The sequence below is a fragment of the Croceitalea sp. W27 genome (genome assembly GCF_055693185.1).
Genome location: NZ_CM146327.1, coordinates 606767 through 633202, shown reverse-complemented (window position 1 = coordinate 633202; position 26436 = coordinate 606767). Strand labels below are relative to the sequence as shown.

The 26436-nt window shown below is 36.9% G+C and carries 26 protein-coding genes and 1 riboswitch; of the genes, 12 read left to right on the top strand and 14 right to left on the bottom strand.

All coding sequences use genetic code 11. From position 1 onward, the window contains the following. Positions 1-222: 222 nt before the first annotated feature. Both ACZ1GR_RS02960 and gndA read right to left on the bottom strand, forming a co-directional pair. Positions 223-1464 carry a WD40 repeat domain-containing protein gene (locus ACZ1GR_RS02960; protein WP_377766470.1) on the bottom strand — a complete coding sequence of 414 codons (1242 nt, stop codon included), beginning with the start codon at positions 1462-1464 and terminating at the stop codon, positions 223-225. Positions 1465-1544: 80 nt separating this feature from the next. Continuing rightward, positions 1545-2957, bottom strand: a complete 1413-nt coding sequence (gene gndA / locus ACZ1GR_RS02955; RefSeq protein ID WP_377766469.1) for an NADP-dependent phosphogluconate dehydrogenase — start codon at positions 2955-2957, stop codon at positions 1545-1547. Positions 2958-3061: 104 nt separating this feature from the next. Between gndA and zwf the strand changes: the two genes are divergently transcribed. Both zwf and pgl read left to right on the top strand, forming a co-directional pair. Continuing rightward, complete coding sequence (gene zwf, locus ACZ1GR_RS02950; RefSeq protein WP_377766468.1) at positions 3062-4594, top strand: glucose-6-phosphate dehydrogenase; 1533 nt, start codon at positions 3062-3064, stop codon at positions 4592-4594. A 99-nt stretch (positions 4595-4693) separates the two neighbouring features. Next, a complete protein-coding gene (pgl, locus tag ACZ1GR_RS02945; protein WP_472610757.1) occupies positions 4694-5404 on the top strand; it encodes a 6-phosphogluconolactonase in 711 nt (236 codons plus the stop codon). On the opposite strand, the gene ACZ1GR_RS02940 is transcribed toward pgl, so the two are convergent. The 6 genes from ACZ1GR_RS02940 to ACZ1GR_RS02915 form a co-directional block, all read right to left on the bottom strand. Beyond that, positions 5396-5890 carry an acyl-CoA thioesterase gene (locus tag ACZ1GR_RS02940; RefSeq protein WP_472611788.1) on the bottom strand — a complete coding sequence of 165 codons (495 nt, stop codon included), beginning with the start codon at positions 5888-5890 and terminating at the stop codon, positions 5396-5398. The two genes, pgl and ACZ1GR_RS02940, sit on opposite strands and share 9 nt — an antisense overlap. A 52-nt stretch (positions 5891-5942) precedes the next feature. Beyond that, positions 5943-6308: a 6-phosphogluconate dehydrogenase gene (locus ACZ1GR_RS02935; RefSeq protein WP_377766466.1), complete on the bottom strand. Its 366-nt coding sequence runs from the start codon at positions 6306-6308 to the stop codon at positions 5943-5945. Between the two features lies 1 nt (position 6309). Then, positions 6310-7686, bottom strand: coding sequence for a DNA recombination protein RmuC (locus ACZ1GR_RS02930; RefSeq protein WP_472610756.1), 1377 nt, complete (start codon positions 7684-7686; stop codon positions 6310-6312). Positions 7687-7795: 109 nt separating this feature from the next. Then, positions 7796-8578, bottom strand: a complete 783-nt coding sequence (locus ACZ1GR_RS02925) for an ABC transporter ATP-binding protein (protein WP_472610755.1) — start codon at positions 8576-8578, stop codon at positions 7796-7798. Then, positions 8578-9609 (bottom strand): iron chelate uptake ABC transporter family permease subunit, encoded by a 1032-nt coding sequence (locus ACZ1GR_RS02920; protein ID WP_472610754.1) that lies wholly within the window; start codon positions 9607-9609, stop codon positions 8578-8580. The genes ACZ1GR_RS02925 and ACZ1GR_RS02920 overlap by 1 nt, the downstream gene beginning before the upstream one ends. Next, complete coding sequence (locus ACZ1GR_RS02915) at positions 9609-10766, bottom strand: ABC transporter substrate-binding protein (RefSeq protein WP_472610753.1); 1158 nt, start codon at positions 10764-10766, stop codon at positions 9609-9611. Before ACZ1GR_RS02915 ends, ACZ1GR_RS02920 begins: the two co-directional genes overlap by 1 nt. A gap of 76 nt (positions 10767-10842) precedes the next feature. Continuing rightward, positions 10843-11074, top strand: a riboswitch (cobalamin riboswitch). 66 nt (positions 11075-11140) lie between these two features. Here ACZ1GR_RS02915 and ACZ1GR_RS02910 point away from each other — a divergent pair. Next, on the top strand, positions 11141-13030 hold the full coding sequence (locus ACZ1GR_RS02910; RefSeq protein WP_472610752.1) for a TonB-dependent receptor plug domain-containing protein: 1890 nt from the start codon (positions 11141-11143) through the stop codon (positions 13028-13030). A 38-nt stretch (positions 13031-13068) separates the two neighbouring features. Here the strand turns inward: ACZ1GR_RS02910 and ACZ1GR_RS02905 are convergent, their stop codons facing one another. Continuing rightward, positions 13069-14592: a S41 family peptidase gene (locus ACZ1GR_RS02905; protein WP_472610751.1), complete on the bottom strand. Its 1524-nt coding sequence runs from the start codon at positions 14590-14592 to the stop codon at positions 13069-13071. Positions 14593-14790: 198 nt separating this feature from the next. Here ACZ1GR_RS02905 and ACZ1GR_RS02900 point away from each other — a divergent pair, with 198 nt between their 5' ends. From ACZ1GR_RS02900 to ACZ1GR_RS02875, 6 genes are all read left to right on the top strand, one after another. Then, the gene (locus tag ACZ1GR_RS02900) at positions 14791-15300 is read left to right on the top strand and encodes an RNA polymerase sigma factor (RefSeq protein WP_472610750.1); all 510 of its coding nucleotides are present in this window, start codon (positions 14791-14793) and stop codon (positions 15298-15300) included. Further along, positions 15287-15724: a hypothetical protein gene (locus tag ACZ1GR_RS02895; RefSeq protein WP_472610749.1), complete on the top strand. Its 438-nt coding sequence runs from the start codon at positions 15287-15289 to the stop codon at positions 15722-15724. Before ACZ1GR_RS02900 ends, ACZ1GR_RS02895 begins: the two co-directional genes overlap by 14 nt. A 12-nt stretch (positions 15725-15736) precedes the next feature. Then, complete coding sequence (locus ACZ1GR_RS02890; RefSeq protein WP_377766457.1) at positions 15737-16276, top strand: DUF4252 domain-containing protein; 540 nt, start codon at positions 15737-15739, stop codon at positions 16274-16276. Positions 16277-16361: 85 nt separating this feature from the next. Then, entirely contained in the window at positions 16362-16898 is a 537-nt protein-coding gene (locus ACZ1GR_RS02885) for a DUF4252 domain-containing protein (protein ID WP_472610748.1), read from the top strand. A gap of 21 nt (positions 16899-16919) precedes the next feature. Beyond that, on the top strand, positions 16920-17459 hold the full coding sequence (locus ACZ1GR_RS02880) for a DUF4252 domain-containing protein (RefSeq protein WP_472610747.1): 540 nt from the start codon (positions 16920-16922) through the stop codon (positions 17457-17459). Between the two features lie 149 nt (positions 17460-17608). After that, positions 17609-18412 carry a mechanosensitive ion channel family protein gene (locus tag ACZ1GR_RS02875; RefSeq protein ID WP_472610746.1) on the top strand — a complete coding sequence of 268 codons (804 nt, stop codon included), beginning with the start codon at positions 17609-17611 and terminating at the stop codon, positions 18410-18412. A 139-nt stretch (positions 18413-18551) separates the two neighbouring features. On the opposite strand, the gene purB is transcribed toward ACZ1GR_RS02875, so the two are convergent. The 3 genes from purB to ACZ1GR_RS02860 form a co-directional block, all read right to left on the bottom strand. Beyond that, positions 18552-19895: an adenylosuccinate lyase gene (gene purB / locus ACZ1GR_RS02870; protein ID WP_472610745.1), complete on the bottom strand. Its 1344-nt coding sequence runs from the start codon at positions 19893-19895 to the stop codon at positions 18552-18554. Positions 19896-19966: 71 nt separating this feature from the next. Next, positions 19967-20545, bottom strand: a complete 579-nt coding sequence (locus tag ACZ1GR_RS02865) for an adenylosuccinate lyase (RefSeq protein WP_472610744.1) — start codon at positions 20543-20545, stop codon at positions 19967-19969. Further along, positions 20545-21249 carry an SIR2 family NAD-dependent protein deacylase gene (locus ACZ1GR_RS02860; protein WP_472610743.1) on the bottom strand — a complete coding sequence of 235 codons (705 nt, stop codon included), beginning with the start codon at positions 21247-21249 and terminating at the stop codon, positions 20545-20547. The genes ACZ1GR_RS02865 and ACZ1GR_RS02860 overlap by 1 nt, the downstream gene beginning before the upstream one ends. A gap of 41 nt (positions 21250-21290) precedes the next feature. On the opposite strand from ACZ1GR_RS02860, the gene ACZ1GR_RS02855 reads away from it, so the two are divergent. The 3 genes from ACZ1GR_RS02855 to ACZ1GR_RS02845 are packed head-to-tail and all read left to right on the top strand — an operon-like array spanning position 21291 to position 22907. After that, a complete protein-coding gene (locus ACZ1GR_RS02855; RefSeq protein ID WP_472610742.1) occupies positions 21291-21944 on the top strand; it encodes a TrmH family RNA methyltransferase in 654 nt (217 codons plus the stop codon). Between the two features lie 42 nt (positions 21945-21986). Further along, positions 21987-22514: an SRPBCC family protein gene (locus tag ACZ1GR_RS02850; protein ID WP_472610741.1), complete on the top strand. Its 528-nt coding sequence runs from the start codon at positions 21987-21989 to the stop codon at positions 22512-22514. Positions 22515-22523: 9 nt separating this feature from the next. After that, complete coding sequence (locus ACZ1GR_RS02845; protein WP_472610740.1) at positions 22524-22907, top strand: VOC family protein; 384 nt, start codon at positions 22524-22526, stop codon at positions 22905-22907. A 1-nt stretch (position 22908) separates the two neighbouring features. Here ACZ1GR_RS02845 and ACZ1GR_RS02840 read toward each other — a convergent pair whose 3' ends face one another. Both ACZ1GR_RS02840 and ACZ1GR_RS02835 read right to left on the bottom strand, forming a co-directional pair. Next, the gene (locus ACZ1GR_RS02840; protein WP_472610739.1) at positions 22909-24687 is read right to left on the bottom strand and encodes a M61 family metallopeptidase; all 1779 of its coding nucleotides are present in this window, start codon (positions 24685-24687) and stop codon (positions 22909-22911) included. Between the two features lie 30 nt (positions 24688-24717). Next, positions 24718-26409 (bottom strand): alpha-amylase family glycosyl hydrolase, encoded by a 1692-nt coding sequence (locus ACZ1GR_RS02835; RefSeq protein WP_472610738.1) that lies wholly within the window; start codon positions 26407-26409, stop codon positions 24718-24720. Positions 26410-26436: the final 27 nt, after the last annotated feature.

The following is a 26436-nucleotide window of genomic DNA, read 5'->3' as shown; positions in this document are numbered from 1 at the left end:
TTTATTTATATTTAATATGATATACATTAAATATTTTTATGTTAAAAAAAGTAGTGATTTTGTTTGTCGCCTTTGGTAACAAGAAGTTGAGTTACTAGCTGTTTTTCGAAGCTATGTGCCTGGAATAATAATGTCTCAAATTAAAGAAGAAAAGACTTATTTTTTACCTCAGTTCTTTGTTATTCACTGGTATTATTATTAATACAATGCGAGATTTCCTCGTTAATTCTGATTTCGTTTAATTACTGTCAAGGATGCTGGTCCTTCACCTGTTTTCAATATATAAGGACTTTTATTTATATTAAATCCATCGACTTCATAAACGCTTAAATGACTCGCTGTGGTTGACTGTACGAATAACATCTTACCATCTGGGCTAAATTCAATTCCTTGAGGAACGAATTCAACAGTTTGATAATTAAGTATTCGCATTGGCGATGATGTGAGGTCGACTAAAGCCAAATGACCAATGTATGGTCCGTCAATACAGGTCACGACGGCAAATCGTCCACTTGGATGAAAAGCAAGACTTTCGAGACCTTGTGCCACATTTTTGATAACCTCTGTAACTTTGGGTGGCGAGGTTGTCATATTAATATTTAGTATATCGTCAAGTGGTGGTTTTCCCGCAATACCAAGTCCATTTAAGACAAGAATTCGTTTTCCATCTGGGCTGAAACGAGGTGCGAAAGGTTGGTCAATTTTACCAATATTTTGTTGGATTTCGATTTCCGTGATATGTTGAATTGAATTATCAGATAACTTAAAAAGGTGCAGTTCCACAGGTGTCGAATAATCAAGACGTTCTGCTGCGGTTGCGATTATTGATGTTCCGTTCGGACTGATAGCAAAAGATGTAAAATATAATTCAGATGGTTCGCTTTGAGATATTAATTCAGGCTGGTTTCCATTCATCTGAAACAGGTGAAATTGATGGTCGCTAATTGCTATAACCCGTTTGTCATCAGGATGTGACATCACTTGCCAAGCGTGATTAGGCATTTCGAAAGTTTTTATAGTCGACAGTTTGTCCGTATCTAAATCTACAACAGTAATTATACTAGATTCGTCACTTACACTATTAGATGCTCCAAATGGATGATTTGGGATGAAAGCATAACGACCATTCGATATGGTAACTCCGTAAGGCGCTCCAGCAAATGTGTTTGGCGCAGCGTTTTCCACAGTTTTAGTAAAAGGTGGTCTGTCTGGCGAAAGTTCTATGACAGAAACAGAGTTTGGAAAATGTCTTGAATTATTCCATAAAGATTGAATTGAATTACCATCGTTGACACTGACTATGCGAATAGGTTCAGAAGATGTGATAAAAGGATAGACGTTACTTTTTTTATCTTCTTTAGTATTACAAGCAAAACAAAAAATAAAAAGACATATTAAAACAAGTAGTTTCAGAAAATTTACCTTTTCAGTTTTTTTGCTATTTGTAAGAAATTCATATATCATATTCTCTATTAGGTCAATTTTAGTCTACTTCTTCATAACGTTGTGATAAAAGTACTAGTTTGTTTATTTCTAATCTTGAATCACTCTTTCTCCCACTCCGTATGAAAAATACCTTCTCGATCTATTCGTTCATAGGTATGTGAACCAAAATAATCGCGCTGCCCTTGTATTAGGTTTAGCGGCAGGCGAGAAGAGGTATACGCATCAAAATAGGTAAGAGAATTTGAAAGCCCTGGTAACGGAATACCGTTCTCAGCTCCGTAACTCACCAATTCTCGTGCAGAACTAACTGTGCTTTGTACTTTTTGAACAAACGAGTTGGATAACAAAAGGTTTGGCAGCTTTTTATCTGCTTTAAAAGCATCGGTAATATCTGCCAACAGCCCTGCCCTAATAATACAACCTGCTCGCCAAATCTTGGCAATTTCACCTAAATCCAATTCGTAACCATATTCTTTACTGGCATCAGCCAATTGATGCATTCCTTGGGCGTAGGCCATGATAAAGGCAAAATAAAGCGCTTCTTCGGCTTTGCTAACAAAGTCAGCTTTATTTACTGCTTTGGGTGAAGGTCTATCGTATAATTCATCCGCTTTAATACGCTCATCTTTTAAGGCCGATATTTCACGCATGCTTACCGCAATATCAATCGTAGGAACAGGAATACCCAAGTCCATGGCGTTCTGAGATGTCCATTTTCCTGTGCCCTTTTGTTTGGCTTTATCAAGAATCATGTCCACCAAGTCCCCATCCGTTAAATCATCTTTTTGAGCTAAAATTTCCGACGTAATTTCAACTAAAAAAGATTGCAAACGGCCTTTGTTCCATTCTGCAAACGTATTATGCAGTTCTTGATTACTTAGTCCACCTGCTTTTTTCAAAAGGTCATAAATCTCAGAAGTCAACTGCATTAAACCATATTCTATGCCATTATGCACCATTTTAACATAGTTGCCTGCAGATTTTGGGCCTAGATAGGTTACACAAGGCTCGCCTTTATATTTAGCCGATACGGCTTCAAAAATAGGTTTTACATGCTGGTAGGCTTCACGTGAACCTCCAGGCATAATACTCGGGCCTCGCCGAGCTCCTTTGGCACCTCCGGAAACACCCGCGCCAAAAAAGTTTATACCCTTATCCTTTAAATAGGCTTCGCGCCTATCGGTATCGGTGTAAAACGAATTTCCACCATCGATGATGATGTCACCTTCGTCCAGTAGAGGCAGTAAATTTTCAATTACGGCATCCACTATTTTACCGGCAGGTACCAAAAGCATAATTTTTCGTGGTTGGCTTAAGGCTTCAACAAATACTTTTGCATCGGTCGTTGCATTTACCTTATCGACATCACCACCTTCTTCAATCAGGGCACTTACCTTTTCTTGATCTAAATCGTTCCCAAAAGCGCTAAAGCCATTATCAGCTACATTCAGAATAAAGTTTCGTCCCATTACCCCTAATCCTACCAATCCGAAATCGTATGTATTTGCCATGCTATAAGTTGTTATTAAGAAAGCATAAAGTGTGTTGTAGCACTTTAGCCGAACCTAAAATAAACCTTATATTCGTTACGCTCAAATAATCTATTGTGCTTTCTATGAAGAAAACAGAAAACCAAATGCTTGTGATATTTGGCGCCTCTGGAGATTTAACAGCTCGAAAGTTGGTTCCTTCGTTATTTAATCTTTTTAACGCCAATCAATTACCAAAAAACTTTATCGTCTTAGGAGCCAGTAGAAGTGACATGACAGATACTGCTTTTAGAAAGAAGGTCGTATTGGAGAGTAAGTACCTAAAAGAAAAATTCAAGCAGAAATCGGATAAGGAAATCGAAGAATTTGCCAATACCTTCTTTTATGAAGATTTAGGAAGCGATTACGATACCGATTACAGTAGGCTTAGAAAACGTGTCGAAGATTTGAACAATAAATACAAGACCGGTGGCAACATTATGTATTATTTGTCAACGCCACCTACTTTGTATGAACCTATCGCTAAGAACTTGGCCGATGCGGGATTGAACACGCAGAATAATGGTTGGAAACGTTTGATAGTTGAAAAACCCTTTGGCTATAGTTTGGAGACCGGAAAAGCTTTGAACGCCGGTTTACAGAAATATTTTACCGAACCACAGATTTACCGTATTGATCATTATTTAGGTAAAGAAACGGTTCAAAACCTTTTAGTGACGCGTTTTGCCAACAGTATTTTTGAACCACTTTGGAATAGAAACTATATTCACCATGTAGAAATCACAAATGCCGAGAGTGTTGGTGTAGAAAAGCGGGGTGGCTATTATGATAAATCTGGAGCTTTACGAGATATGTTTCAAAACCATTTGCTCCAAATAGTTTCCTTGATTGTAATGGAACCTCCGATTGGTGACCAACCGGAAGAAATTCGCAACGAAAAGGTAAAGGCCTTGAAATCGCTACGTATTATGAAAGATGAAGAAACCCTTCATGACCATACGATTAGAGGGCAGTATATGGCCTCTACAATTAATGGAGAAAAAGTGAAAGGGTATCGTGAAGAGGAGGGAGTGAGTGCTGATTCTACCACTGAAACCTACGCAGCTATTAAGTTTTTTGTAGATAATTGGAGATGGAAAGATGTGCCCTTCTATGTGCGAACCGCAAAGCGTATGCCTACAAAGGTAACAGAGGTGGTCATTCATTTTAAAGCACCGCACCACCAGATTTTTCAAGATTCCGGATTAAATAATAAGGATAATAAACTGGTGATACGTATACAACCCGATGAAGGAATATTAATGAAGTTTGGGGTAAAAGTACCAGGACAGGGCTTTAAGGTAGAACGTGCAAATCTTGATTTTTACTACTCAAGCTTGGCAGAAACACATGTTATGGAAGCCTATGAGCGTCTTTTGTTGGATGCCATGCAAGGTGATGCTACGTTGTATGCACGTGCCGATGAGGTAGAGGCAGCTTGGGAATTTGTAGATCCCATTTTAGAATATTGGAAAAATGGTAAAGATGTTCGTATGTATGGTTATGCAGCGGGGGTTTGGGGGCCAGAGAATGCCGATGAACTAATAGATGGTATCGGGTATTGGCGAAACCCAGGTGAGAATTTGGCCGACGACCCGGGCTATTGTGTGATTTGCTAGTTTCGGTAAGCAGTAAGAAGCAAGTCAATATAATGTCAGGTCGAGCCTTTCGGCTGAGCTCAAGATAAACTTAAGTCGAGACCTCTTAAAGCTAGTAATTTGGAAGTAAAGATTTATAAAGACAAGATTGAAGTAGCCCATGAATTCTGTAACTACTTTGCAGATTTGGTCGCTGATAAAAATGATTTCCATGTAGCGCTTTCGGGCGGAAGCACTCCAAAAATCGTTTTTGACGTTTTGGCTTCTAAATACGGAAACAAAATTGACTGGTCCAATATTCATTTTTATTGGGGTGATGAACGTTGTGTCGCACCAACAGATGACCAAAGCAACTATAAAATGACCCATGAACATCTGTTTTCAAAGATTGAGCTTCCGAAAGAAAACATCCATAGAATTTTGGGGGAGAACGAACCTAAGGGAGAAGCTATGCGATATAGTAATCTATTAGAAATTAATTTGGATAGGGTAGAGGGTATTCCACAGTTTGACCTTGTAATTCTAGGTATGGGAGATGATGGCCATACAGCTTCTATTTTTCCTCATGAGATCGATTTATGGCATTCAAAAGACCATTGCGTTGTAGCGACACACCCTGACTCGGGGCAGAAACGGGTTTCTATAAACGGAGCAGTTATCAATACTGCCAAAGAAGTTGTTTTTTTGGTAACAGGAAAAAATAAGGCCGAAAAAGTTGATGAAATTCACAATAAGAATGGAAACTTTAAGTCTTATCCAGCTACTTTAGTTGCACCTAAGTCAGGAAAACTAACTTGGTTCATGGATGAGGAAGCAGCAGGATCAATCTAAATCCATCTTAAGATTTTCTCCCTCTAAATACGCTATATAGTCATCAACTTTAAACTTTTGAGACTGGTATTTACTATCTCGGTCATAGGCAGATAGTTTGCGCTCTTTACTGCGGGCAAAACGTCGCATACCTTGTTTATCTTTGATTACTAAGCCTGGTATAGCAATACTTTTGCCAGAATCATCTTTGGCAACCATGGTAAAATAAGAAGAGTTGCAATGTTTGGTCTCCCCAGTAGTTATATTTTCAGATTCGACCCGAACACCTACTACCATTGAGGTTCGCCCTGTATAGTTTATGGAAGCTTTTAGGGTAACCAATTCGCCCACTTCAATAGGATTTAAAAAATCAACTCTATTTACCGAAGCGGTAACGCAATAGCGTTGCGAATGCTTGCTGGCACAGGCAAAAGCAATCTGGTCCATTAGATTTAAGATATAACCACCGTGCACTTTGCCCCCAAAATTAGAATGTGATGGAAGCATCAATTCTGTGATGGAAACACGCGACTCTTTAGCTGTTTTAAACGAAGGGTTTTTAGTTGCCAAAATGAGGTGATTTTTCTTGTTCAACTTCGGTAATAAAGTATTTGGTATCTCCTAACCAGAAAAAAGAGGAATAACGCTCTTTATAGGTCACTTTTACATATTGCCCTTGAAAGTCTTTGAGCTTTTCAATTACATCTTTTTTGTTGTCTTCGACCGAAAACTCAAAAATTTGTGCACCTGAAATACCTTGACTAATCTCTCCCTCCCAAGTTTTTACAATAACCCCTTTTCTACTGAATTTTATAAGTTCACCAGAACGGTAACCCTCACTAAAGGGAACATAATATACAAAAGCAAAATATGCTGCAATGCCAAATAGAATAACCGATATAAGTATAAATAGTATTTTTCGCATGTTACAATTCTAGTTGTGACTGTTCTTCTTCTGTATTAAAACCTGCCTCGTCGGTAGGCAGGTAATCTTCCTCGGCCCTTTTAAGAATAGGCTCTGGAATGGACTTTTTAGCCTTAGCGCCCATTTTTTTAAGTTTTTCAATGCTTGTGACAATATTACCACGACCTTCTACTAACTTATTCATGGCACCTCGGTATTCTGTTTTGGCCTCATCCATCTTTTTACCCACCTTGGTCAAATCGGTAACAAAACCTTCAAACTTATCATATAAAGCCCCAGCTTGCCTGGCAATTTCAATAGCATTTTTTTGTTGTTTCTCATTGTTCCACATCGTATCGATGGTCCTTAGCGTTGCTAATAGGGTAGATGGGGTTACAATTACAATATTTTGCTCAAAAGCTTTGTTGTAAAGCGAATTGTCTTGATTTATCGCAACGGCAAATGCAGGTTCTATGGGAACAAAGAGCAATACAAAATCTGGACTCTCCATTTCATACAGATCTTCGTACTTTTTGGCTGAAAGTTGTTCAACATGTTTGCGAAGCGAGTTGATATGGTCTTTTAAGTGACGTTCCTTTAGTTCATCGTCGGCGTTTACAAAACGCTCATAGTCGGTAAGGGAAACCTTGGAATCCACTACCATTTTTTTACCATCGGGTAAATGAATGATAACATCAGGCAAAACTCGGGTACCATCTTCTCTGGTAAAACTTTGTTGAACACTATACTCGCGGTCTTTTTCTAAACCTGATTTTTCTAAAACGCGTTCCAATACCAATTCACCCCAATTACCTTGCATTTTGCTATCTCCCTTAAGTGCTTTCGTGAGATTTTCAGCTTCTTGTGTTATTTTAAGATTCTGATTCTGTAGGTTTAACAATTGTTCTTTTAAAGCGGAATGTATGCTGATGTTTTCTTTTTGTGTGGCCTCTACCTTCTTTTCGAATAACTGTATTTTTTCTTGAAGCGGACTTAAAATCTGCTTGATGTTTTTTTGATTTTGCTCAGTGAACTTATTGCTTTTTTCATCGAGAATTTTGTTGGCCAAATTTTCGAACTCTTTGGTAAATTTTTCCTGTAGTTTTTCTACTTCCTCTTTTTGTTCGGTATTTACACGTTGCAAATTTTCATTTACTGCCTCTAGACGCACATAATTTTGACCGAGACTTTCTTTCTCGGCTTGTAAGTGCCTTTTTTCTTCGTTATCTTGAATCAATTTTTCATTTAAAGAAGAAATCGAAGACTGTAATTGTCTGTTTTCAGCTTCCAGTTCGCTTTGGCTCGACTTTGTTTTCAAACGTTGAATATAAATGCCAAAGGCAACACCTAGAACGGTTGCCAGTAGACCAATAAAAACATAAATTAATTCGGTACTCATAATGAATTTTGTAGGGTAAAGATAGTATTTATGTCATTCCGACAGAGCGTAGCGACGAGGAATCTAAAGATAGATTTCTCACACTTCTATCATTCGGTTCGAAATGACTTTAAAATGACTTATTCACTTTAAAAGACCCTGTTTTTTCATCAAAATGAATCATTTCAGGTGGGAATAAGTTAGTAAAACATCCTTGTTCAATGAGTTCACAGGGTGAACCAAAATGATTTTCTTTTCCGTCCAACACCAATATTTTATCGCATAATTGAATGGCCAAATCAATTTCATGGGTCGTAAAAACAATGGTTTTGTGATATTGATGCGCTAACTGTTGCAATAGTTTTAGAATTTGAACCTTATGGTATAAGTCTAAATGTGTTGTAGGTTCGTCCAATAAAATTAACGGAGTATCTTGTGCCATTGCTCTTGCAATTAATACACGTTGCAATTGTCCATCACTAAGTTCATGGCACTTTTTTTCTTTGAAGGATTCAAGTTCAAAATTCGAGATACTTTCAGTAATGTGCTTTTTGTCTTTTAAGGTTAAACTGCCTAACCAATTGGTATAGGGCTGTCTGCCTAGTGTAATTAACTCCGATATTGTGAGGTTTTTAGAAGCAATAGGTTCTGTAAGCACAAGACTGGTCTGTTTGGCAAAATCTAATGGAGAATAATCTTCAAGAGGTTGCTGTTCAATAAAAATATGACCAGCTAATTTTGGTTGAAGTTTACCCAAAGTTCGTAATAGGGTTGATTTTCCGACTCCGTTTACACCAATTATAGCACATAATTCTTTAGAATGTAGCTTAAAATTGATGTTGCCAGCAACTTCAATATTCCTGTATCCAATGGATAGCTTTTTGGCTTCAATGGTTATTTTTTGTTCTTCCATTAGAAAAATAGTTTTCGTTTTCTAACCAGCAACCAAATCACTACTGGAGCCCCTATTAGTGAAGTTATGGCATTAATCGGGAGTACGCTTGCGGAATTTGGTAATTGCGCAATGCTATCACAAATGAGCATTAAAATGGCACCATACATAAAAACGGCGGGCACCAAAACCTTATGTTCCATAGTGTTAAAGAGCTGTCGGGTAAGATGCGGTATAGCCAGACCAACAAATGCAATCGGGCCAGCAAAAGCGGTTATTGCACCAGCAAGCAAGCCTGTTGCGGTGATGATTATCAATCGCGATTTTTTTAAAGAAACCCCAAGACTTTGGGCATAATTTTCACCAAGTAAAAAGGCATTCAGTTTTTTTATGGATACTACACTTAACAGCACTCCAATAAAGACAAAACCAGCTAAAAGTAAGACCTGATTCCAAGAAAGGTTGCCTACGCTTCCATAAGACCAGAAAATAAAGCGTTGTAGCTGTTCTGCATCTGAGAAATAGGCCAATACACTAACAATGGCAGAAGTTACGCTACCAAACATTAATCCTATGATCAATAATGCCATAGTATCTCGAACACGATTGGCGACTAGCATTACCACTAATAGTACCAAGAAACTACCTAAACTAGCTGCAATAATCAGGGAGATATCATTGAGAAAGCTAAATACAGCCAAGCCACTTAAAAGTGAAGCACCCAAAAGTAGTATTGCTGCCCCTAAACTTGCACCTGAGCTGATACCCAAAACAAAAGGACCTGCTAACGGATTTCGAAACAGGGTCTGCATCAGCAATCCACTTAGCGCTAAACCACCGCCAACCAAAATCGCGGTAACGGCCTTGGGCACTCTATAACTCCAGATGATGTATTCCCAAGACTCAACGGATAGTTTACCACCAAACAGTGCTGAAAATGTCGCTTCTAAGGGAATGGAAACTGATCCAAAACTAATATTTAAAAACCACGAAACTAACAATAGACAAAGCAATAGAATAAATGAAAACCGATATGACTTCACTTTAGGCATTACTGTAACGGTGTAAAAAAGTATGGGTTATAATCAGGTAAGAGATCAGGATGAAAAATGTGGACTAAATCCTTTAAGACCAGATCAGGTCTTTGTGGAGCTAGTTCGTAATATAATAACCCGCCAGTGATGCCCTTGGTAGCTGCGAAAGTATAGATTTGTTTGTTTTTAAATGCGGAAAATTGCCCGTAGTGCGAATTGGCTTTGTTCATTTCTTCATAAGTCGTAAACTGTGATGGGGAAATCCAAAATTCGGCCTTGCTTCCTTTTTCTAGAACACTCTCTAGACTAAGGGATAGACTCCCTGAGCCAGTTGTTTCTTTCCACAAATAATTTACGTTGGAGTCTTCCAAAAATTTTGAAGCCCAGCTTTCTCCAGCTGGTAAATACCAAACGTCCTTGAAAAGTGCCCCACTTAGAACAGTTGGCTTGTTGTTCACTTTTTCGGCAATATTTTTCACTTTTTCATACTCCACAGCAATAGCATTAAAGATACTGTCGGCCTTTTTTTCTTGTCCTAAAAGAACACCAAAAAACTTGATCCATTCCGCTTTCCCTAAGGGCGTTTTCTCCATCCAATCTCCATTGAATATGACTGGAATGTTTGCTTTTTCCAAAACCTCATAAGAGCTCTTCTCATTATTGATACCAAAACCTACAATGACATCTGGCGCCAATTCAAGTACCATTTCTGTGTTTAAACTTTCATTAGCCCCCAATTCTTTAATTTTTTTATCAGCAATCAAAGCTCTGGCAGGCATTGAAGAAATGTATTTTGTATTTGGAAAACCTATTAACCTATCAAGACCATGCAAAGCTTCAATCGCAGGAATATGTGTTGTAGACGTGGTTATAAAATTTTTGATGGGCGTTACAACAACGGCGTCGTAAGCATTTTTAGGGTAGCTTACCACGGGCAGTTTTTCTTGCGGAATAAAAGCATATGAATAAGCTTTATTGGCCCCAGGCCAAGGCTCTGACACCGTTAAAATTGTGTAGTTTTCATTGGCTTCAATAGTAAAACCGGTGGCATAGTTCACCTTAGTCTTGGCAACCGTTTTTTGTACTGGAAGTTCTTTTTTCTTCTCGGTACAGCCAACGAAAATTATAACTAACAGAAGGTATAGGTAAAAGTTTTTGGTACGTTTTAGTTTCATGGTTTCAAATTTAAGCTTATTTGTTAGTGATAGAAATAAAATGGATATGGCTTTCACTGAAAAGGCCATAATCATTACTTTCGCATTGAATTTTGGTTTAAACAAGAATTTATCTTGTTTGATTAAAAGGGAATCCGGTGAAAAACCGGAGCTGTTCCCGCAACTGTAAGTATGTGCTGAACTTGATTCAGCATCTTGTTAATGACAAGCTGTTATTTTCTTCATGCCACTGTAGCGATTCGTATCGAGATGGGAAGGCAGAATAACGGACCGCAAGCCAGGAGACCTGCCAAATTCGCACAAACAATGTTAAACTTTCGGGATAAAAGTTTGCGTAAGGGTGACCTATCGCTTTTCCGAGCAACCAATTAAAAATGAACAAAAAGTATGTAATGTTTTGTGCCAGCTTATTGCTAGGTGCAATGTTGACTGCACAAGAGAAAGACTCGACCGCAGTACAAGAGCTAGATGAAGTTGTTATAAGTGACTCAAGATTTACTTTAAAACGCGAAAATTCTGGTAAGACAGTAATTAAAATCACGGCTGAGGAGTTGGAACGAAGTCAAGGGAGAACAGTTGCAGAAATTATCAACACCAAAAGTGGAATCGAAATTAACGGTAGCAGAAGTGTTGCTGGACAAAATTTAGGCTATTTTATCCGCGGAGGAAACAATAGACAAGTTTTGGTCTTAATCGACGGTATACAAGTAAATGACCCTTCACAAATCGCCAATGATTTTGATTTAAGGTTATTAGATTTAAATACCATTGAAAGTATTGAAATAATTAAAGGAGCGGCAAGTACTTTATATGGTAATTCTGCTGCTACAGCAGTAATTAGTATTAGTACAAAGAAAGCTTCAAAGGATAAGATAGCTTTGAGTGTAAGTTCAGTTATGGGTACTAATGCTTCTCAGAATGAAGACAATAAAACCATATCTAATTTTAATAATGCGGTAAACTTAAATGGTACACTGTCAAAATTTAGTTATGCTATAGGCTTTGCAAATCAATTCGCGGATGGACTATCTGCAGCTTCAGGAACAAACACCGAAGAAGACCCCTTTTCAAGAATCAATACCAACGTAAAACTAGGTTATGCCTTCTCAGAAAATTTTAATATTAAAATTTTCGGAAGTTTAGACAAGTACAACACGGCTATTGATGGCTTTCCAGCACCATTGTTTCAATTTGCAGATACTAATGATGAGTCAGTTTCAGAACAATTACGTTTTGGTATTAGCCCAGAATTAAAGTACAAGAATGGTAGTGTTACGTTAAATGCAAGTATAAGCAGTATTGATAGGGAAACGATTTCCGACTTTCCTTCTCAGTTTGAATCTAAAGGCTATATCGTTGATGTATTTAATAAATATGTTTTTGATGAAAAATTATATACCATAGTTGGTTTTAACTACCAAAAGAATGAGACGCTTTTCGCTGAAGAAGTTACTTATACAAATAGTGACCCATATGTAAATGTTGTATACGTCTCTGATTTTGGTTTTAACCTTAACGCAGGAACTCGATTAAATAACCACAGCGAGTATGGAAGTCAGCTTACTTATAATTTTAACCCTTCTTACACTTTTGAGTTAGGTAACGGATATGGTAAATTTTTAGGTTCTTATAGCACCTCTTTTATAGCACCTAGTTTATTTCAGTTGTTTGACGGTACTTTTGGAAACCAAGATTTGCAGCCAGAAGAAAACCGAACTCTGGAAGGTGGTTTTGAATGGAATCTTGGGAAGAAGTTTAGATTTAGTAGTGTCTATTTTAACCGAAATGAAAAAAATACGGTGCTTTTTACAACTATAGATCCGGTAAACTTTGTTTCTCAATATAGAAATGCGGAAAGTGATGCTAAAGTTCAAGGGGCTGAGTTTGAAATAGCTTCTGAGTTATTTAAGGACTTCAATTTTTCTGCAAACTATACCTTTACGGAGCTTAAAGAAGGAAATCGCGTACGTCTGCCTAAACATAGGGCCAACGCAGCATTAAATTACACATTGTCCGCTAAAACGAACGCTTCTGTTAATTATCAATATGTTGGCAGTAGGGAGGATACCGATTTTAGTACATTTCAGAATATCGACTTAAATGCTTATTCTTTAGTAGATTTTTATTTGGGCCACCGATTTAAAAACAATAAACTAAAGGTCTTTTTTAATATAACCAATATCTTCAATACGCATTATGAAGAAATTATTGGCTATACCACTCGAGGAAGAAATTATAGCCTAGGATTAAGTCTAACACTATAAAAAAAAGCGGCCACTCGGCCGCTTTTTAATTTTATTTATTACCTCTTCATCACATTAATTTCCTCATCCATAAGATACATCTCATTTGTGAATTGAGGAAATTGAATACCATCTTTAATAGCATTAAAATTAAAGGTCTCGTTCGAGAAGGATTTTGCTTTGCTCGAAGCTCCTGATATAATATCTAAAGTAGCTCGTAGAAGCCCTTCAGTTGGGTCGCCAAAAGGTTTAATGTCCGCTACAAAATCTGATTCCCGTACTAAGACATCAGGTTCAAACCCTAAGGTATAATCACTTTGATTTAAACTGTTGAAAATTTGAAATACAATAGGTTGCATTCCAACAGTGTGATTTGAATTCCTACTGTTTAAATTGGTAAAGGGAACTCCAGAATCCACTACAGTTATGGAACCTTCATTTTTACCCACAGTAGTTTCGCCTACATGAACAACTTGCATATAAGGTCTAAGGCCATTGATAATCATTTCACTTGCCGAGGCAGTTCTTTGCCCACCAATAACAAAAAGTCTATTTAAATTTGTTAATCTGTTCGCATTCTCAGTTCCTGTTTGATTACTAGTTTGTTTGTCATATAATCTTACTTCATCGAAAAAAGTAAATGTGAAACCTTCTTGAGCATCTCTTTTTTCATTATACTGGAGTTTGGCAAAGGCGTCATTATCAGCCTGTACTGTTCCATTAATCATGCTGGCCAGATAAGCTGATGTTAACACAGACCCCCCCCCGTTGTATCTCATGTCCAAAATAAGTTCATCAATACCTTCATTTTTAAAAATCCCAAATACCTCATTGAGTTCTCCATTGAAAGTATTTCTAAAACCATTGTATACCAAATAACCAATTTTTTTACCTCCCTCTTCAATAATATCATGATAATGAACAGGATTTTCTGTTATTAGCTCCGCTGTCATTGCAAACTCGCCCGTTATAGGGGCAAGTTGACCATTTTCAATGTTCGCTATCTCCAGTGAAATATTTGGATTGATAAAAAGATTGTTAATTGCAGAAAAATCATCTGAGGTCAGTTGAACACCATCAACTTTGTAAACTAAATCTCCTCTTTTTAGTCCAGCATTTGCCGCCGGGGAGTTAGGGACAACATATCCAATAAGAACTACAACATCGTTAGAGTTCTCATTTACACGAAAAACAGCGGGTCTTGGAAAATTAATGCCATAAGATTCTTGTATTCCCCTAAAACTGTTTAATTGTTCTTCAACATCACTAATGTACCAAGAAAAATCATCGACAACTCCCGGCTGAAACAGTAGGGAATTGAATAAGTCTTGAGGATTATCAAAACCATTTAAAAAAGTATTCAGTTCGTCAGTATTACTGAATCTATCATCCGCTAAATCCTCTTTGTCGCCCTGCCAGAAGTACCAATAATTAAGTCCTCGCCAGACAAAATCATTAATTTCATTTTGAAGTTCTACATTTCCAGGTCCTTGCGGTATTTCAGTTGGCGGATTATCATCATCTTTATTACAAGAGACTAATAATAGGGAAGCACCGACAAATAATAAAATAATTTTTTTCATAGCTTGTTTTTCGTTTTCAATGCAATTAGTATTCCAAAAAGTAATTATAACAGTAATTCTTTACTAACAACTTTAGTTTTAAAAACCCTAATTTACTTACAACTAGAGGAAATAAAAATTTTTTGTAACAAAATTCGTCATACGTCGTCTTCCTAGTATAAGCATCAAAAAAGTGCTTTTAACAACCTAACAACCAAAATGAAACAGAGTGAGTTTTTAAACTTGGTAATGCCTTTTAAGGATAAACTGTATAGAATGGCCAAAAGATTGCTGGTCTCTAGAGAGGAAGCCGAAGATGCTACGCAAGAGATTTTATTAAAACTCTGGTCTAAGAATGACGCGATGGCCAAATACAATAATGTAGAAGCCTTTGCAATGACGATGACAAAGAATTTTTGTTTGGATAGATTAAAATCGAAACAAGCTAGTAATTTAAAATTAGTACACAGTAACTATAGTGATGAAAGAACATCTTTACAACAGCAACTAGAAGCAGAAGATAGTGTTGATTGGGTGGAACGAATCATGGAAGAATTACCAGAACAGCAAAAAATGGTACTCCAGCTAAGGGATGTAGAGCAGTATGACTTTGAAGAAATATGCGAATTGTTGGATATGAAAAACACAGCCGTTCGTGTCGCCCTATCAAGAGCAAGAAAAACAGTTAGAGAAAAATTGATTGAAAAACATAACTATGGAGTTGGATAAGAACATAGAAAATTTATTGGAAAAGTATTTTGAAGCCGCCACTACGGTTGCTGAAGAAGAAACATTACGAACGTATTTTGCACAAGAAAGTGTTGCAACACATCTTGAACAATACAGACCGATGTTCAGTTGCTTTTCTAAAGCCAAAGAAGAACAGTACACCAAGCAGGTTCCATTAAACACTAGAAGAAACTTCAATTACAAATGGATTTCCGTTGCAGCAGTGGCCGTATTATTCCTTGGAATCTATTTTGGTCCTGAAAAATATCAGGATTACCAAGATAGAAAAGAGGCTGAGCTTGCCTATCAGCAAACAAAAGAAGCTTTGAATCTACTTGCGGTAAATTTTGGTAAAGGCACCGAAAAAATAACTTACCTAAAGGAGTTTGAAGCGACAACATCAAAAATTTACAACGACAATTAAAATTTAGAAAACATGAAAAAAAGTATATTAATTCTATTGACCGCAGTTTTACCATTAGCCGGATTTTCACAATCACTATTTGACAAGTATGAAGACTTAGAAGATGTAACGACAGTCGTCGTCTCTAAAAAGGCCTTTGAACTTTTGGCAAAAATGGATATTGACATGGAAGATAAAGAGTCTCAAGACTTTATGGATATTGCAACTAGCGTAACTGGGCTTAAAGTATTTACAACAGATAACAAGTCTATTGGAGATGATATGAAAGGTTCTGTGACGAAGTACTTATCCGGAAATAAAATGGAAGAGTTAATGCGTGTAAAAGACAAGGACGCCAATATTAAATTCTATATTAAAGAAGGTAAAGACGCAGACCATGTTAGAGAGCTATTAATGTTTATGACGGGTATTAAAGAAATAGAAGCTAACGGTAGAAAGTTTGAAACTGTTTTGTTAAGCTTAACTGGAGATATTGATTTGAATAAAATCAGTTCGCTTACAAACAAAATGAATTTACCTAAAGAGTTAAACGAAGCGGGTAAAAAACAATAGAACAACCATCAATCATTAAACACAGAACAATGAACAATTCAAAAAGGAATTGTTCATTGTTTTAATTCAATCAAAAAAAACAGAAATGAAGAAATTAGTTTTATCAATTATAGCATTAACATTCGCTACAAGCACATTTGCCCAAAAAGCCTTTGATAAGTATATAGATTCCGATAATGTTGGAACACTTACAATAAATAAAAGCATGCTAGGTATTGTAGCTAGTATGTCTGCAAACGAAAAAAGCAAAGAAGCTAGAGATTTTGTGGACCTTGCAGAGAATATCAATGAGATCAAGATTTATATCTCAGAGAATAGGGCTGCTTCAACTGATATGAAACAGACCGTAAAATCATATCTTAAAAAATCTTCAATGGAAGAGTTAATGCGTGTTCGTGATGAGGATGCCCAGGTAGATTTCTACGTTAAGAGCACTAATAACGATAACGTGGTGAGCCAACTCTTTATGTTTGTTACGGGCATTGATAGCAAAAGCGATAAGACACCAGAAACTGTGCTTGTTACCATGAATGGAAAAATTGAGCTCGACAAAATAGGGGCTTTAGTAAATAAGATGCAACTACATCCATCACTGAAAAAAGCTAGTGAAAAGGGTAAGTAATAACCAATCAAAAAACACAAAATGAAACAATTAGTAAAATATATGTTCAGCCTAGCTTTTGTTTTTTTAGCAGGCTGCTCATCGCAACAAAGTCTTCAAGAATATTATGTCGACAATAAAGAAAACCCGAATTTTATTTCTTTGGATATTCCCGCCAGTATCTTAAAAATGGATGAGGTCGAACTTACAGATAAACAAAAGAAAGCAGTATCATCATTAAAAAAGTTCAACTTACTTGCTTTTAAGAAGACTTCTGATAATGTTGCTGAGTATAAGCTAGAAAAAGCCAAGGTTAAAGAGATTTTAAAGAACGAAAACTTTATCGAGTTGATGAAAATCAATTCTGGCTATGGCAAAGGAGTCGTGAAATATTTAGGTGATGATGATGCCATTGACGAAGTTATCATTTACGGTGACAGTAAAGAACAGGGATTCGCTTTGGTTCGTGTGCTTGGCAAGGATATGAACCCTGCTGATGTTATGCAGCTGATGCAAGCGATCCAAAAATCTGATTATAAAGGAGAAGGATTAGGAGAAATAGGAAAATTTTTAAAGGGGTAAACCAAACTACCATTCTTTTAAAAATCCTGGACCATAGTTATGATTCAGGGTTTTTTTTGTTTAAAACAAATTCTGTTTGAAGTATTAGTGACCTTCTTAGTATTTTTAGTGTCATAGAAAATAGAACACTTTAAAAACCTAAAAATATTATGGAAAATTTATCAATGGAAACTATTATCGGATACATTGAAACATATGGCGTGCCGGTATTAAAAGCAATTCTAATTTATATTATCGGTTCTTGGATAATTAAAAAAATTGTGGGTGCAGTTAAAAAAGTTATGGCGAAGGGTACATACGACCTCTCATTGCAGAAATTTTTAACTAACCTTGTTTCTTGGGGGCTTAAGATATTTTTGATTATAACCGTTATATCTACGCTTGGAGTTGAAACCACCAGTTTAGCCGCAGTTATTGCAGCGGCAGGTTTAGCGGTCGGTTTGGCCTTGCAGGGTTCTTTGTCCAACTTCGCCGGAGGGGTATTATTGATGATATTCAAGCCTTATAAAATTGGAGACTTGGTCGAAGCACAAGGCGTTCTAGGTTCTGTAAAGGAGATTGAAATTTTCACCACTAAATTAATCACTCCACAAAATAAGTTGGCAATAGTACCTAATGGCGCCATGGCTAATGGAAATATCATAAACTATACTGCAGAAGGTAAAATGCGTGTAGACACAGTCGTTGGGGTCGACTATGGTTCTGATATTAAAAAGACCAAAGAAGTTCTTTTAGAAATGTTGAAATCCAATCCTAAGGTATTGCAAGACCCGGCACCATCTGTAAATGTCGAAGAACTTGCTGATAGCTCTGTGAACTTGGCCGTACGTCCTTTCTGTAAACCTGAGGATTATTGGGACGTGTATTTTGGAACTGTTGAAGGAACGAAAGAAGCACTGGATAAAGCAGGCATTGAAATTCCTTACCCACATGAAGTTCAAATCAATAAATAGATTTATATAGTAAAAGACCGCTTTTTTAGCGGTCTTTTTGTTTTGAGTAGTCATTTTGAAGGTGATATCTGGAATACTGACAACAAATCCTCCCTTTTCCTTAGACTCCGCTCAGGAAGACAGTTCGAAATTTATCAGATTAAATCCCTGTATAGTTAGCAGGAGTAATCTGCTTTAGTTCTTTTTTGATAGTATCAGAAACCTCTAGGGTTTCGATAAAATTAGCTATTGAAGCTTGATTGATTTTTTCGTTGGTACGTGTCAATCCTTTTAAAGCTTCATAAGGGTTAGGGTATCCTTCTCTTCTTAAAATTGTCTGGATAGCCTCTGCTACAACCGCCCAATTATTTTCTAAATCTTCTTCGAATTTATCAGCATTTAATACCAATTTATTTAAGCCCTTTAAAGTAGATTGAAATGCAACCAATGTGTGCGCAAATGGCACCCCTACATTACGTAAAACGGTGCTGTCAGTTAAATCACGCTGTAATCTAGAGATAGGTAATTTTGCAGATAAATGTTCAAATAAAGCATTAGCTAAGCCTAAATTACCTTCAGAATTTTCAAAATCGATAGGGTTTACTTTATGGGGCATAGCAGAAGAACCAACTTCTCCCTTTTTAATTTTTTGTTTAAAATAATCCATAGAAATATAAGTCCACATATCTCTATTTAAATCAATTGTGATGGTATTGATTCGCTTTAAGCAATCAAATAGCGCGGCCATATGATCATAATGCTCAATTTGAGTAGTTGGAAAGGAATGATGAAGGCCTAATTTTTCTTGTACAAATTCTTTTCCGAACGACCTCCAATCAATTGATGGGTAAGCGACTTGGTGGGCATTATAGTTCCCTGTGGCTCCGCCAAATTTAGCTGCCGAAGGAATGTCATTTAGTAAATCAAACTGTTGCTTTAATCGTTCTACGTAGACCTCAATTTCTTTTCCCAAACGGGTAGGGGAGGCTGGTTGACCATGAGTCCTGGCAAGCATTGGAATGTCATTCCACTCGGTTGCCAGACTTTTTAATTTTTCAAAAACCTCAAAATATACTGGCACATAAACATCGTTCATTGCAGCCTTTATAGAAAAAGGAACGGCAGTATTGTTAATGTCTTGTGATGTCAATCCAAAATGAATAAACTCTTTATGATCACTTAAACCCAACTCATCAAACTTCTTTTTAATAAAATATTCTACCGCTTTGACATCATGATTTGTAGTCTTCTCAATTTCTTTTATTGCCAAGGCATCTTCTGATGAAAAATTTTGATAGATTTTTTGAAGCGCAGAAAATTTCGAAGTGTCAAAACCTGATAGTTGTGGTAGTGGAATTTCACAAAGTGCTATAAAATATTCGATTTCAACCTGAACTCTATATTTAATTAGGGCTTCCTCAGAAAAATAATTTCCTAAAGCTTCTGTTTTACCACGGTAACGACCGTCAATCGGAGATATAGCGTTCAATTGATTTAAAGACATCTTACAATATTTAAGCGGCAAAGATAATTATCAGTAGTCAGTAATCAGTTGTTAGTTATAATATTTTTAATTTACTGCCTACTACCTAACGCTTTAAGAGCTAGTAGTGTTTTCTGCGCTCTATTTTTGTACCCAATAGTTCCCGAATGAATGGAATTTTCTAGAATGGGCTCCAGTTCAGGATGAATCCATTTAAACTCTGTTCCCAAATATAGTAAGCTTGTCATTGCAAATACCTTGGCAGCTACTTTTCGAGAACCTATCAACCAATCAAAACAGGCACTAACAATTTTCTCAAGAGAAGCTTTATCCAAACCTGCAATATACTCTGGGTCTTGTTTTTTATATTTTGCTAAAACCAATAACTCACAAACATGGGCAATTGGCCTAATACAAGATTCTGAATTCAGGTTTTGTAATCCATTGGTAAAATCTTTAGAATAGGGCAGTAGCAAGCTCAGGTTTTTGCGCATTAAATGGTCAAAAACCCAACTTGCGTTAAAGGTACCTTCTTTATCCTCTATCCAAATGGCCTGTATAAGCGTACCTACCAACTCAGGAAAATGAGCTAATTCACTGACCAAAAGCATAATCTTTTCTTTTGATAAACGACCTGAATTTAGTCTTGTATGTAGTTCATCAGCGGTCATTAAAGTGCGGAATTATTTTCTATTAATTTAGATACCAACATAGGAACACCAACAGAAGCATTTTCTTCAATGACTTTCAAATTGGTATAATCCGATGGGTTTACACTTGGTTTTGGGTCAATAAAATAAATTGGTATTCCTTGAGGGGCATAATTCGCCAAACTGGCCGCTGGATATACCTGCATTGAGGTGCCAATAATGATGAGAACTTCTGATTGAGATGTTATTTCTATGGAAGGTTCTAGCATAGGCACCATTTCGCCAAACCAAACGATATGGGGCCTAAGTTGATTTCCATTACTATCGGTATCACCTAAGTTTAAATCTATAGTCCAGTCCTGCACAGCGCTTTCATCAACAATGCTTCTAACTTTTAACAGTTCTCCATGTAAATGAAGTACATTGGTACTTCCAGCTTGTTCATGTAGGTTATCTACATTCTGTGTGATTATAGAGACTTCAAAATGACTTTCTAACTTTACCAAAGCATGATGTCCATCATTTGGTTTGACCTGTAATAATTGTCTTCTACGTTGATTGTAAAACTCGAATACTAATTCCGGATTTTTAGCAAAACCTTCGGGTGAGGCAACTTCCATGACATCGTGCCCCTCCCATAGTCCGTTGGCGTCTCTAAAAGTTTTTAGACCACTCTCGGCGCTCATTCCGGCTCCAGTCAATACTACTATTTTTTGCTTCTCCATAAATTCAAAATTAGCATTTTCAGTTTTTATTATATTGCCTTATGCAATTCGATCATGATTTGTTATCGTATTTAGAAGAATTTCTTTCTGAAGAAAGAAAGCAACGTTTTATGCAGGTACTCGCAAACCGAACCCGTTTTATCACAGTCGCAATTGAAGATGTTTATCAGTTGCACAATACAAGTGCTGTTATACGAAGTTGCGATGCTTTTGGTGTTCAAAATGTACATGTGGTAGAAGACCGGTTTGGAAAACGATTGGATAAAAATATTGCAATGGGCGCGGAACAATGGATAGATGTCTCACGTTACCAAACTACTGGTGATTGTATTCGTAGTTTAAAAGATGATGGGTATCAGATTATTGCCACTACTCCCCATAATAGTTCAAATCTTTTAGCGAACTTTAAGATTAGAACTAAAACGGCTTTATTCTTTGGTACCGAAAAAGAAGGATTAAGTGATGAGGTCTTAAAAAAAGCGGATGGGTTTCTCAAAATACCTATGGTGGGGTTTTCAGAAAGTTTAAATATTTCGGTTTCTGCGGCCATTATTATTCAAGAGCTTTGTGATGACTTACGTAAATCTAAGCTTCCATGGCAACTATCCGATATGGAAATTCTAGAAAAGAAGTTGGATTGGACTAAAAAATCCATCAATAATGTGGAAGGCATTATCGGTCGTTACTTTCAATAAATCATCTTTTTGTACATTTAAATAACCAATAAATAAAACAAGATGATGACATTTCTCTACATTCTTGGTGGCATTGTATTGCTTATTTTAATTTTAGGCATGATTGCGCCAAAAGCTTATGATGTATCACGTTCTGTGATAGTAAACAAACCGAAAAATGAAGTTTTCAAGTCTTTAAGATCTCTTAAAGAGCAAGAAAAATGGTCTCCATGGGAAAAGAAAGACCCCAATATGAAAAAAGAATTTACCGGAATAGATGGTGAAGTTGGTGCAAAGAGTGCTTGGGTCGGCAAAAAGGATGTAGGTGAAGGAGAACAAGAGATTACTAAGATTATAGAAAATAAAAGAGTAGAGGGAAAGCTCCGTTTTTTTAAGCCATGGAAATCTGAAGCAGATTGTTATTTCAATGTTGAAGATGATACAAGTTCTTCAACTAAAGTTACATGGGGGTTCTCTGGAAATAATAAGTTTCCCTTCAGTATTTTTATGTTATTCTTTAGTATGGATAAAACCGTTGGGAAGGATTTTGAGGAAGGATTAGCAAGTTTTAAGGCATTGATGGAAAAATAATAAGTTACTATGGAACAAAATTTAATAGGATGGGTAGAGATTCCTGTAACCAATATGGCTCGGGCCAGAGATTTTTATGAGGCTGTTTTCGAAATTAAAATTACCATTCAAGATTTTGGGGGTACCCTTATGGGTTGGCTCCCTTCTGAAAATGGAAAACCCGGTGCCTCAGGCTCTTTAATCCTGCAACCAGAGTGGTATATACCGAATCGCAAGGAAGGTGTACTTATTTATTTTTCTTGCGACGACTTGCAAAATGCGCTAGATAGAATAGAAAGTGCCGGGGGTAGAATCTTACAGCCCAAAACTAAAATTAGTGATGAAATTGGTTTTATGGGATTGTTTCATGATTCTGAAGGAAATAGAATAGCATTGCATTCACCCCCAGAATAGTCTATTGTTTTAGCCATTTTTTTCGATTTAAAATGACCTCTTTAGAGGCTTCATCATCAAGAGTAATTGCGTATTTAGGGTCTTTTGTGAGGGTTACTTCTGTTTTTTGCACTTTGCCCTGGCGGCTATAGGTTAGCCTTAATTTATCTCCGTTCTGAGTAGATTTTAAAAAATCAGAAAAGTTTGTTGAGCCTACCATTGGAATATCGTTGACAATTAAAATTACATCGCCTTTTTCTAATCCGGCAGTATAGGCAGGCGAATCGACTAGGGTATTATTGTTGATAGTATTTTTAGCTATAACACCTCCAAAATACCCCGTTTCAGTATCTTGGGTCATTTTTAAACCAACATTTGCAAATAGGGTTTTGTAATCTGGCATGTTACTTTGGTAGATGTAATTTTCAAAAAAATCGTCTCCAAAAGATTTTCCGGCATACGCATTTAAAGTGAGATGTAAGTCTTTAATGGTATAGGGCATCTCCTTTTTACCAAATTTGCCCCAAACCTCTTTAAAGAAATCGTCTAAATTCAAGTTCTTTTTTCTTAAAGAGAGATCTAAAGCAAGTCCAAGAACACTGCCATAAGAGTAATATGAAATAAAGGTGTTATTTCTATTTTGTGGGTCTAGAGAAGTTGCCGCATCTACAAATGGGGCCTGATAGCTCATTTCAATTGGGTTGAAAAACTTAGTGCCATTAGAGTTCCAGACATAATTAAAAGCGCCGTTTAATCCAGAAACATACTCTTCAGGCGTTATCAGACCGGCCCTACAAAGAATTAAGTTAGTGTAGTATGAGGTAAAACCTTCGGCAAACCAAAGTTCTCCGCTCATATCTACATTGTCAAAATCAAAAGGCTCCAACGATTTTGGCCGAATACGTTCTACATTCCATGCATGAAAGAATTCATGCGATACTGTGCCAAGGTTTCTTTGGAGTCCTCCATTTGCTAAAGTTCTTGTTGAAGTTAATATGGTCGAATTACGATGTTCCATACCATCTCCATTTACGTTAGGCATATAACAGGCTAAGAAAGTATATTCATCAAAGTCAAAATCCGGTAGTTCGCCAAAAACCTTTTCCTGTTCTTTTACAATGCGTTTTACACTTTCGAAGTATTGATTTAATTCATCCTCGCTGCCGTTATGGTGCAAAACAAAGCGTATGTTTTGACTTTTTCCGTTTGAATTTATTTCGAAAGCTCTAAGCCCATAATTACTTAGCTCTATGGGGCTATCCATAAAATAGTAAAGGTCGGGAGCCCAATATAAGTTCTCTTTTTGTTTTTTTAATTGCGTAGCAACTTTCCATTTATAGTCTTCGGGAGTATCAAAAGAAATTTCGATAGGGCGATTCTCTAACGAAGGGGCAAACATAAAACTTGCAGGAATGTTCAGATGTGCATGGGTTTTATCGATCTGTGAGTAGGTACCATCTCCGCGATTTGCAAATAAAGTATATTGAATGCTTACTTCTCCATCGTGACCGTAAATGTCCCATTGATAAGGGTTTGGCCTATGAAAAGAAATTTCTTTCCCCTTGCTATCCATTGCCTTAAAATCGTAAACGTTTTTTGCAAAGGAGTGAAAAGCGTACCTGCCAGGAGAACTATTGGCCATACGCACAGACAAGGTATCTGTGGTTATCTTTGGAAAAGTCAAAATGAACTCACCCTCGTGATGAACAGCATTATCAAATGAAACCTTGTAAGAATTGGTTTGGCCATTTAAACTTACAAAACAAAAAAGTAAGGTGGCCAAAATGGTTATTTTACGCATTGTTCACTATTTAAATAAGATTGCTTGATTTTACTCCATCAATTCCAAGAGTGCGGTATCAAAATCGTTTTCTAAAATAACTTTACCGTTTTTTACGACAACTTCGGTCTCGGAATAGGTATCGTATAACTTAGTGCCTTCACCAAAAAAACCTTTGACCCACAAAGATTTTTTGCCTTTGGGCAAGTCGAGGCCAACGGCTACTTTATCCTTATAATCACCATTGATGTACATTCTAGAAAATACGTATGGTGCTTTTGCCAAGCGCTTATGCTTACCGGCGCCGATAGCTGGGTGATTGGCTCTAAATTGCCCCAATTTTTGCCAGTGCTTATGAATTTTTTTAATCTTAGGAATACTATCTAAATCTTCCCAATTCATAAATGAACGCAAGGTGGCATCACCTTCTGTGCCTTCTATAATTAAAGGTCGAGAAGTCTCGTCACCATAATATACCTGTGAGGCTCCCGGAGTCAATAATAATACATTTGCCGAGTGAAAAGGTTTTTTACGCTCCTTATCAAATGGGCTTCCATCATCATGTGATGTTAGATAATTTACCACACTTTTTCCATTTAACTTGGTGTTAAGCAAGTAATTGTACTTTTTAAAAATGGCATCATAATCTTTGGCAGCGTCTGTTTTTAACTCAAAATTGATGAGGCTTTTGAAACCATTTTCATAGTAATCTACTTTTTTATCTCCAAAGTCGAACAGCCTACCTGAAGAAATGCCATAATTGTATACTTCGCCCACCATGTAAAAAGGATTATTATCCAATACTTCATCAGGATGCTTCTTTTTCCATGTTTCAAAGGCATAATCAGCTTCTTTTCTCAGTTCTGCCCATGCATTTTCATTGACATGCTTAACGGTATCTACTCGAAAACCATCTACCCCAAATTCATTAATGTAGTCGGTTAACCATTTTATAATGTAAAAGCGGGGTGCCCTTGGATATCCGGTTCTCTCGAAGAATAAATGCAGCTCATCCAATTCTTGGCTCAAGCGACCTTCTTCTTTCCATTTTGCAAGAAGTGCATCAGGTAACTCAACGGGTTCATCCGATTCCGTTAAAATATCGGGTAGGTTTTTGACCAGAGTACAGGCCGTAGTGTTTTCATAAGTAGTAAACTCACAAGGAGGCCCCGTTCTTACCCAATTATCAGGCCATACAGGGTCCATTTCGGTTACCGGGCCTGTGTGATTCAATACTACATCGAGCAATATTCTAATTCCCTTTGCGTGCGCGGTTTTTACAAGTTTTTTTAGTTCTTGTTTGTCACCAAAATTGGGATCGATGGCGGTCCAATCTTTTGTCCAATAGCCATGGTATCCGTAGGTTTTTCCGGTTCCCTCATCTACAACACCATGAACCTGTTCAACAACAGGGGTAAACCAAATGGCATTAATACCAAGGTCCGTAAAGTATCCTTCTTCTATCTTTTGGGTGATTCCTGCAATATCGCCGCCCTCAAAACCTCTTAATACAGCAGTAGAATCTGTTCTAGAGAAATTAACATCATTATCCGGATTTCCATTTTTGAAGCGATCCGTTAATAAAAAATAAATGTTAGCACCTTCCCAAAAAAATGGTTTGTTGTTTTCTACTGTTTCCTTCACTTCAGCAATTTCTTTTGACTCTTCAATAGCTGGCTTTTGAACTTTTTTACAACCAACAACAAAGCACAACATCGACAATGCGATAAGTAGTTTTTTCATCTTCAGGGAATTTGTTTAAAGCTATAA

What these genes read in the sequence shown, in the direction of transcription:
- ACZ1GR_RS02960 (WP_377766470.1), bottom strand. Translation starts at nt 1,464, where the DNA reads ATGATATATGAATTTCTTACAAATAGCAAAAAAACTGAAAAGGTAAAT.
- gndA (WP_377766469.1), bottom strand. Translation starts at nt 2,957, where the DNA reads ATGGCAAATACATACGATTTCGGATTGGTAGGATTAGGGGTAATGGGA.
- zwf (WP_377766468.1), top strand. Translation starts at nt 3,062, where the DNA reads ATGAAGAAAACAGAAAACCAAATGCTTGTGATATTTGGCGCCTCTGGA.
- ACZ1GR_RS02940 (WP_472611788.1), bottom strand. Translation starts at nt 5,890, where the DNA reads ATGCTTCCATCACATTCTAATTTTGGGGGCAAAGTGCACGGTGGTTAT.
- ACZ1GR_RS02935 (WP_377766466.1), bottom strand. Translation starts at nt 6,308, where the DNA reads ATGCGAAAAATACTATTTATACTTATATCGGTTATTCTATTTGGCATT.
- ACZ1GR_RS02930 (WP_472610756.1), bottom strand. Translation starts at nt 7,686, where the DNA reads ATGAGTACCGAATTAATTTATGTTTTTATTGGTCTACTGGCAACCGTT.
- ACZ1GR_RS02925 (WP_472610755.1), bottom strand. Translation starts at nt 8,578, where the DNA reads ATGGAAGAACAAAAAATAACCATTGAAGCCAAAAAGCTATCCATTGGA.
- ACZ1GR_RS02920 (WP_472610754.1), bottom strand. Translation starts at nt 9,609, where the DNA reads ATGCCTAAAGTGAAGTCATATCGGTTTTCATTTATTCTATTGCTTTGT.
- ACZ1GR_RS02915 (WP_472610753.1), bottom strand. Translation starts at nt 10,766, where the DNA reads ATGAAACTAAAACGTACCAAAAACTTTTACCTATACCTTCTGTTAGTT.
- ACZ1GR_RS02910 (WP_472610752.1), top strand. Translation starts at nt 11,141, where the DNA reads ATGAACAAAAAGTATGTAATGTTTTGTGCCAGCTTATTGCTAGGTGCA.
- ACZ1GR_RS02905 (WP_472610751.1), bottom strand. Translation starts at nt 14,592, where the DNA reads ATGAAAAAAATTATTTTATTATTTGTCGGTGCTTCCCTATTATTAGTC.
- ACZ1GR_RS02900 (WP_472610750.1), top strand. Translation starts at nt 14,791, where the DNA reads ATGAAACAGAGTGAGTTTTTAAACTTGGTAATGCCTTTTAAGGATAAA.
- ACZ1GR_RS02895 (WP_472610749.1), top strand. Translation starts at nt 15,287, where the DNA reads ATGGAGTTGGATAAGAACATAGAAAATTTATTGGAAAAGTATTTTGAA.
- ACZ1GR_RS02890 (WP_377766457.1), top strand. Translation starts at nt 15,737, where the DNA reads ATGAAAAAAAGTATATTAATTCTATTGACCGCAGTTTTACCATTAGCC.
- ACZ1GR_RS02885 (WP_472610748.1), top strand. Translation starts at nt 16,362, where the DNA reads ATGAAGAAATTAGTTTTATCAATTATAGCATTAACATTCGCTACAAGC.
- ACZ1GR_RS02880 (WP_472610747.1), top strand. Translation starts at nt 16,920, where the DNA reads ATGAAACAATTAGTAAAATATATGTTCAGCCTAGCTTTTGTTTTTTTA.
- ACZ1GR_RS02875 (WP_472610746.1), top strand. Translation starts at nt 17,609, where the DNA reads ATGGAAAATTTATCAATGGAAACTATTATCGGATACATTGAAACATAT.
- purB (WP_472610745.1), bottom strand. Translation starts at nt 19,895, where the DNA reads ATGTCTTTAAATCAATTGAACGCTATATCTCCGATTGACGGTCGTTAC.
- ACZ1GR_RS02865 (WP_472610744.1), bottom strand. Translation starts at nt 20,545, where the DNA reads ATGACCGCTGATGAACTACATACAAGACTAAATTCAGGTCGTTTATCA.
- ACZ1GR_RS02860 (WP_472610743.1), bottom strand. Translation starts at nt 21,249, where the DNA reads ATGGAGAAGCAAAAAATAGTAGTATTGACTGGAGCCGGAATGAGCGCC.
- ACZ1GR_RS02855 (WP_472610742.1), top strand. Translation starts at nt 21,291, where the DNA reads ATGCAATTCGATCATGATTTGTTATCGTATTTAGAAGAATTTCTTTCT.
- ACZ1GR_RS02850 (WP_472610741.1), top strand. Translation starts at nt 21,987, where the DNA reads ATGATGACATTTCTCTACATTCTTGGTGGCATTGTATTGCTTATTTTA.
- ACZ1GR_RS02845 (WP_472610740.1), top strand. Translation starts at nt 22,524, where the DNA reads ATGGAACAAAATTTAATAGGATGGGTAGAGATTCCTGTAACCAATATG.
- ACZ1GR_RS02840 (WP_472610739.1), bottom strand. Translation starts at nt 24,687, where the DNA reads ATGCGTAAAATAACCATTTTGGCCACCTTACTTTTTTGTTTTGTAAGT.
- ACZ1GR_RS02835 (WP_472610738.1), bottom strand. Translation starts at nt 26,409, where the DNA reads ATGAAAAAACTACTTATCGCATTGTCGATGTTGTGCTTTGTTGTTGGT.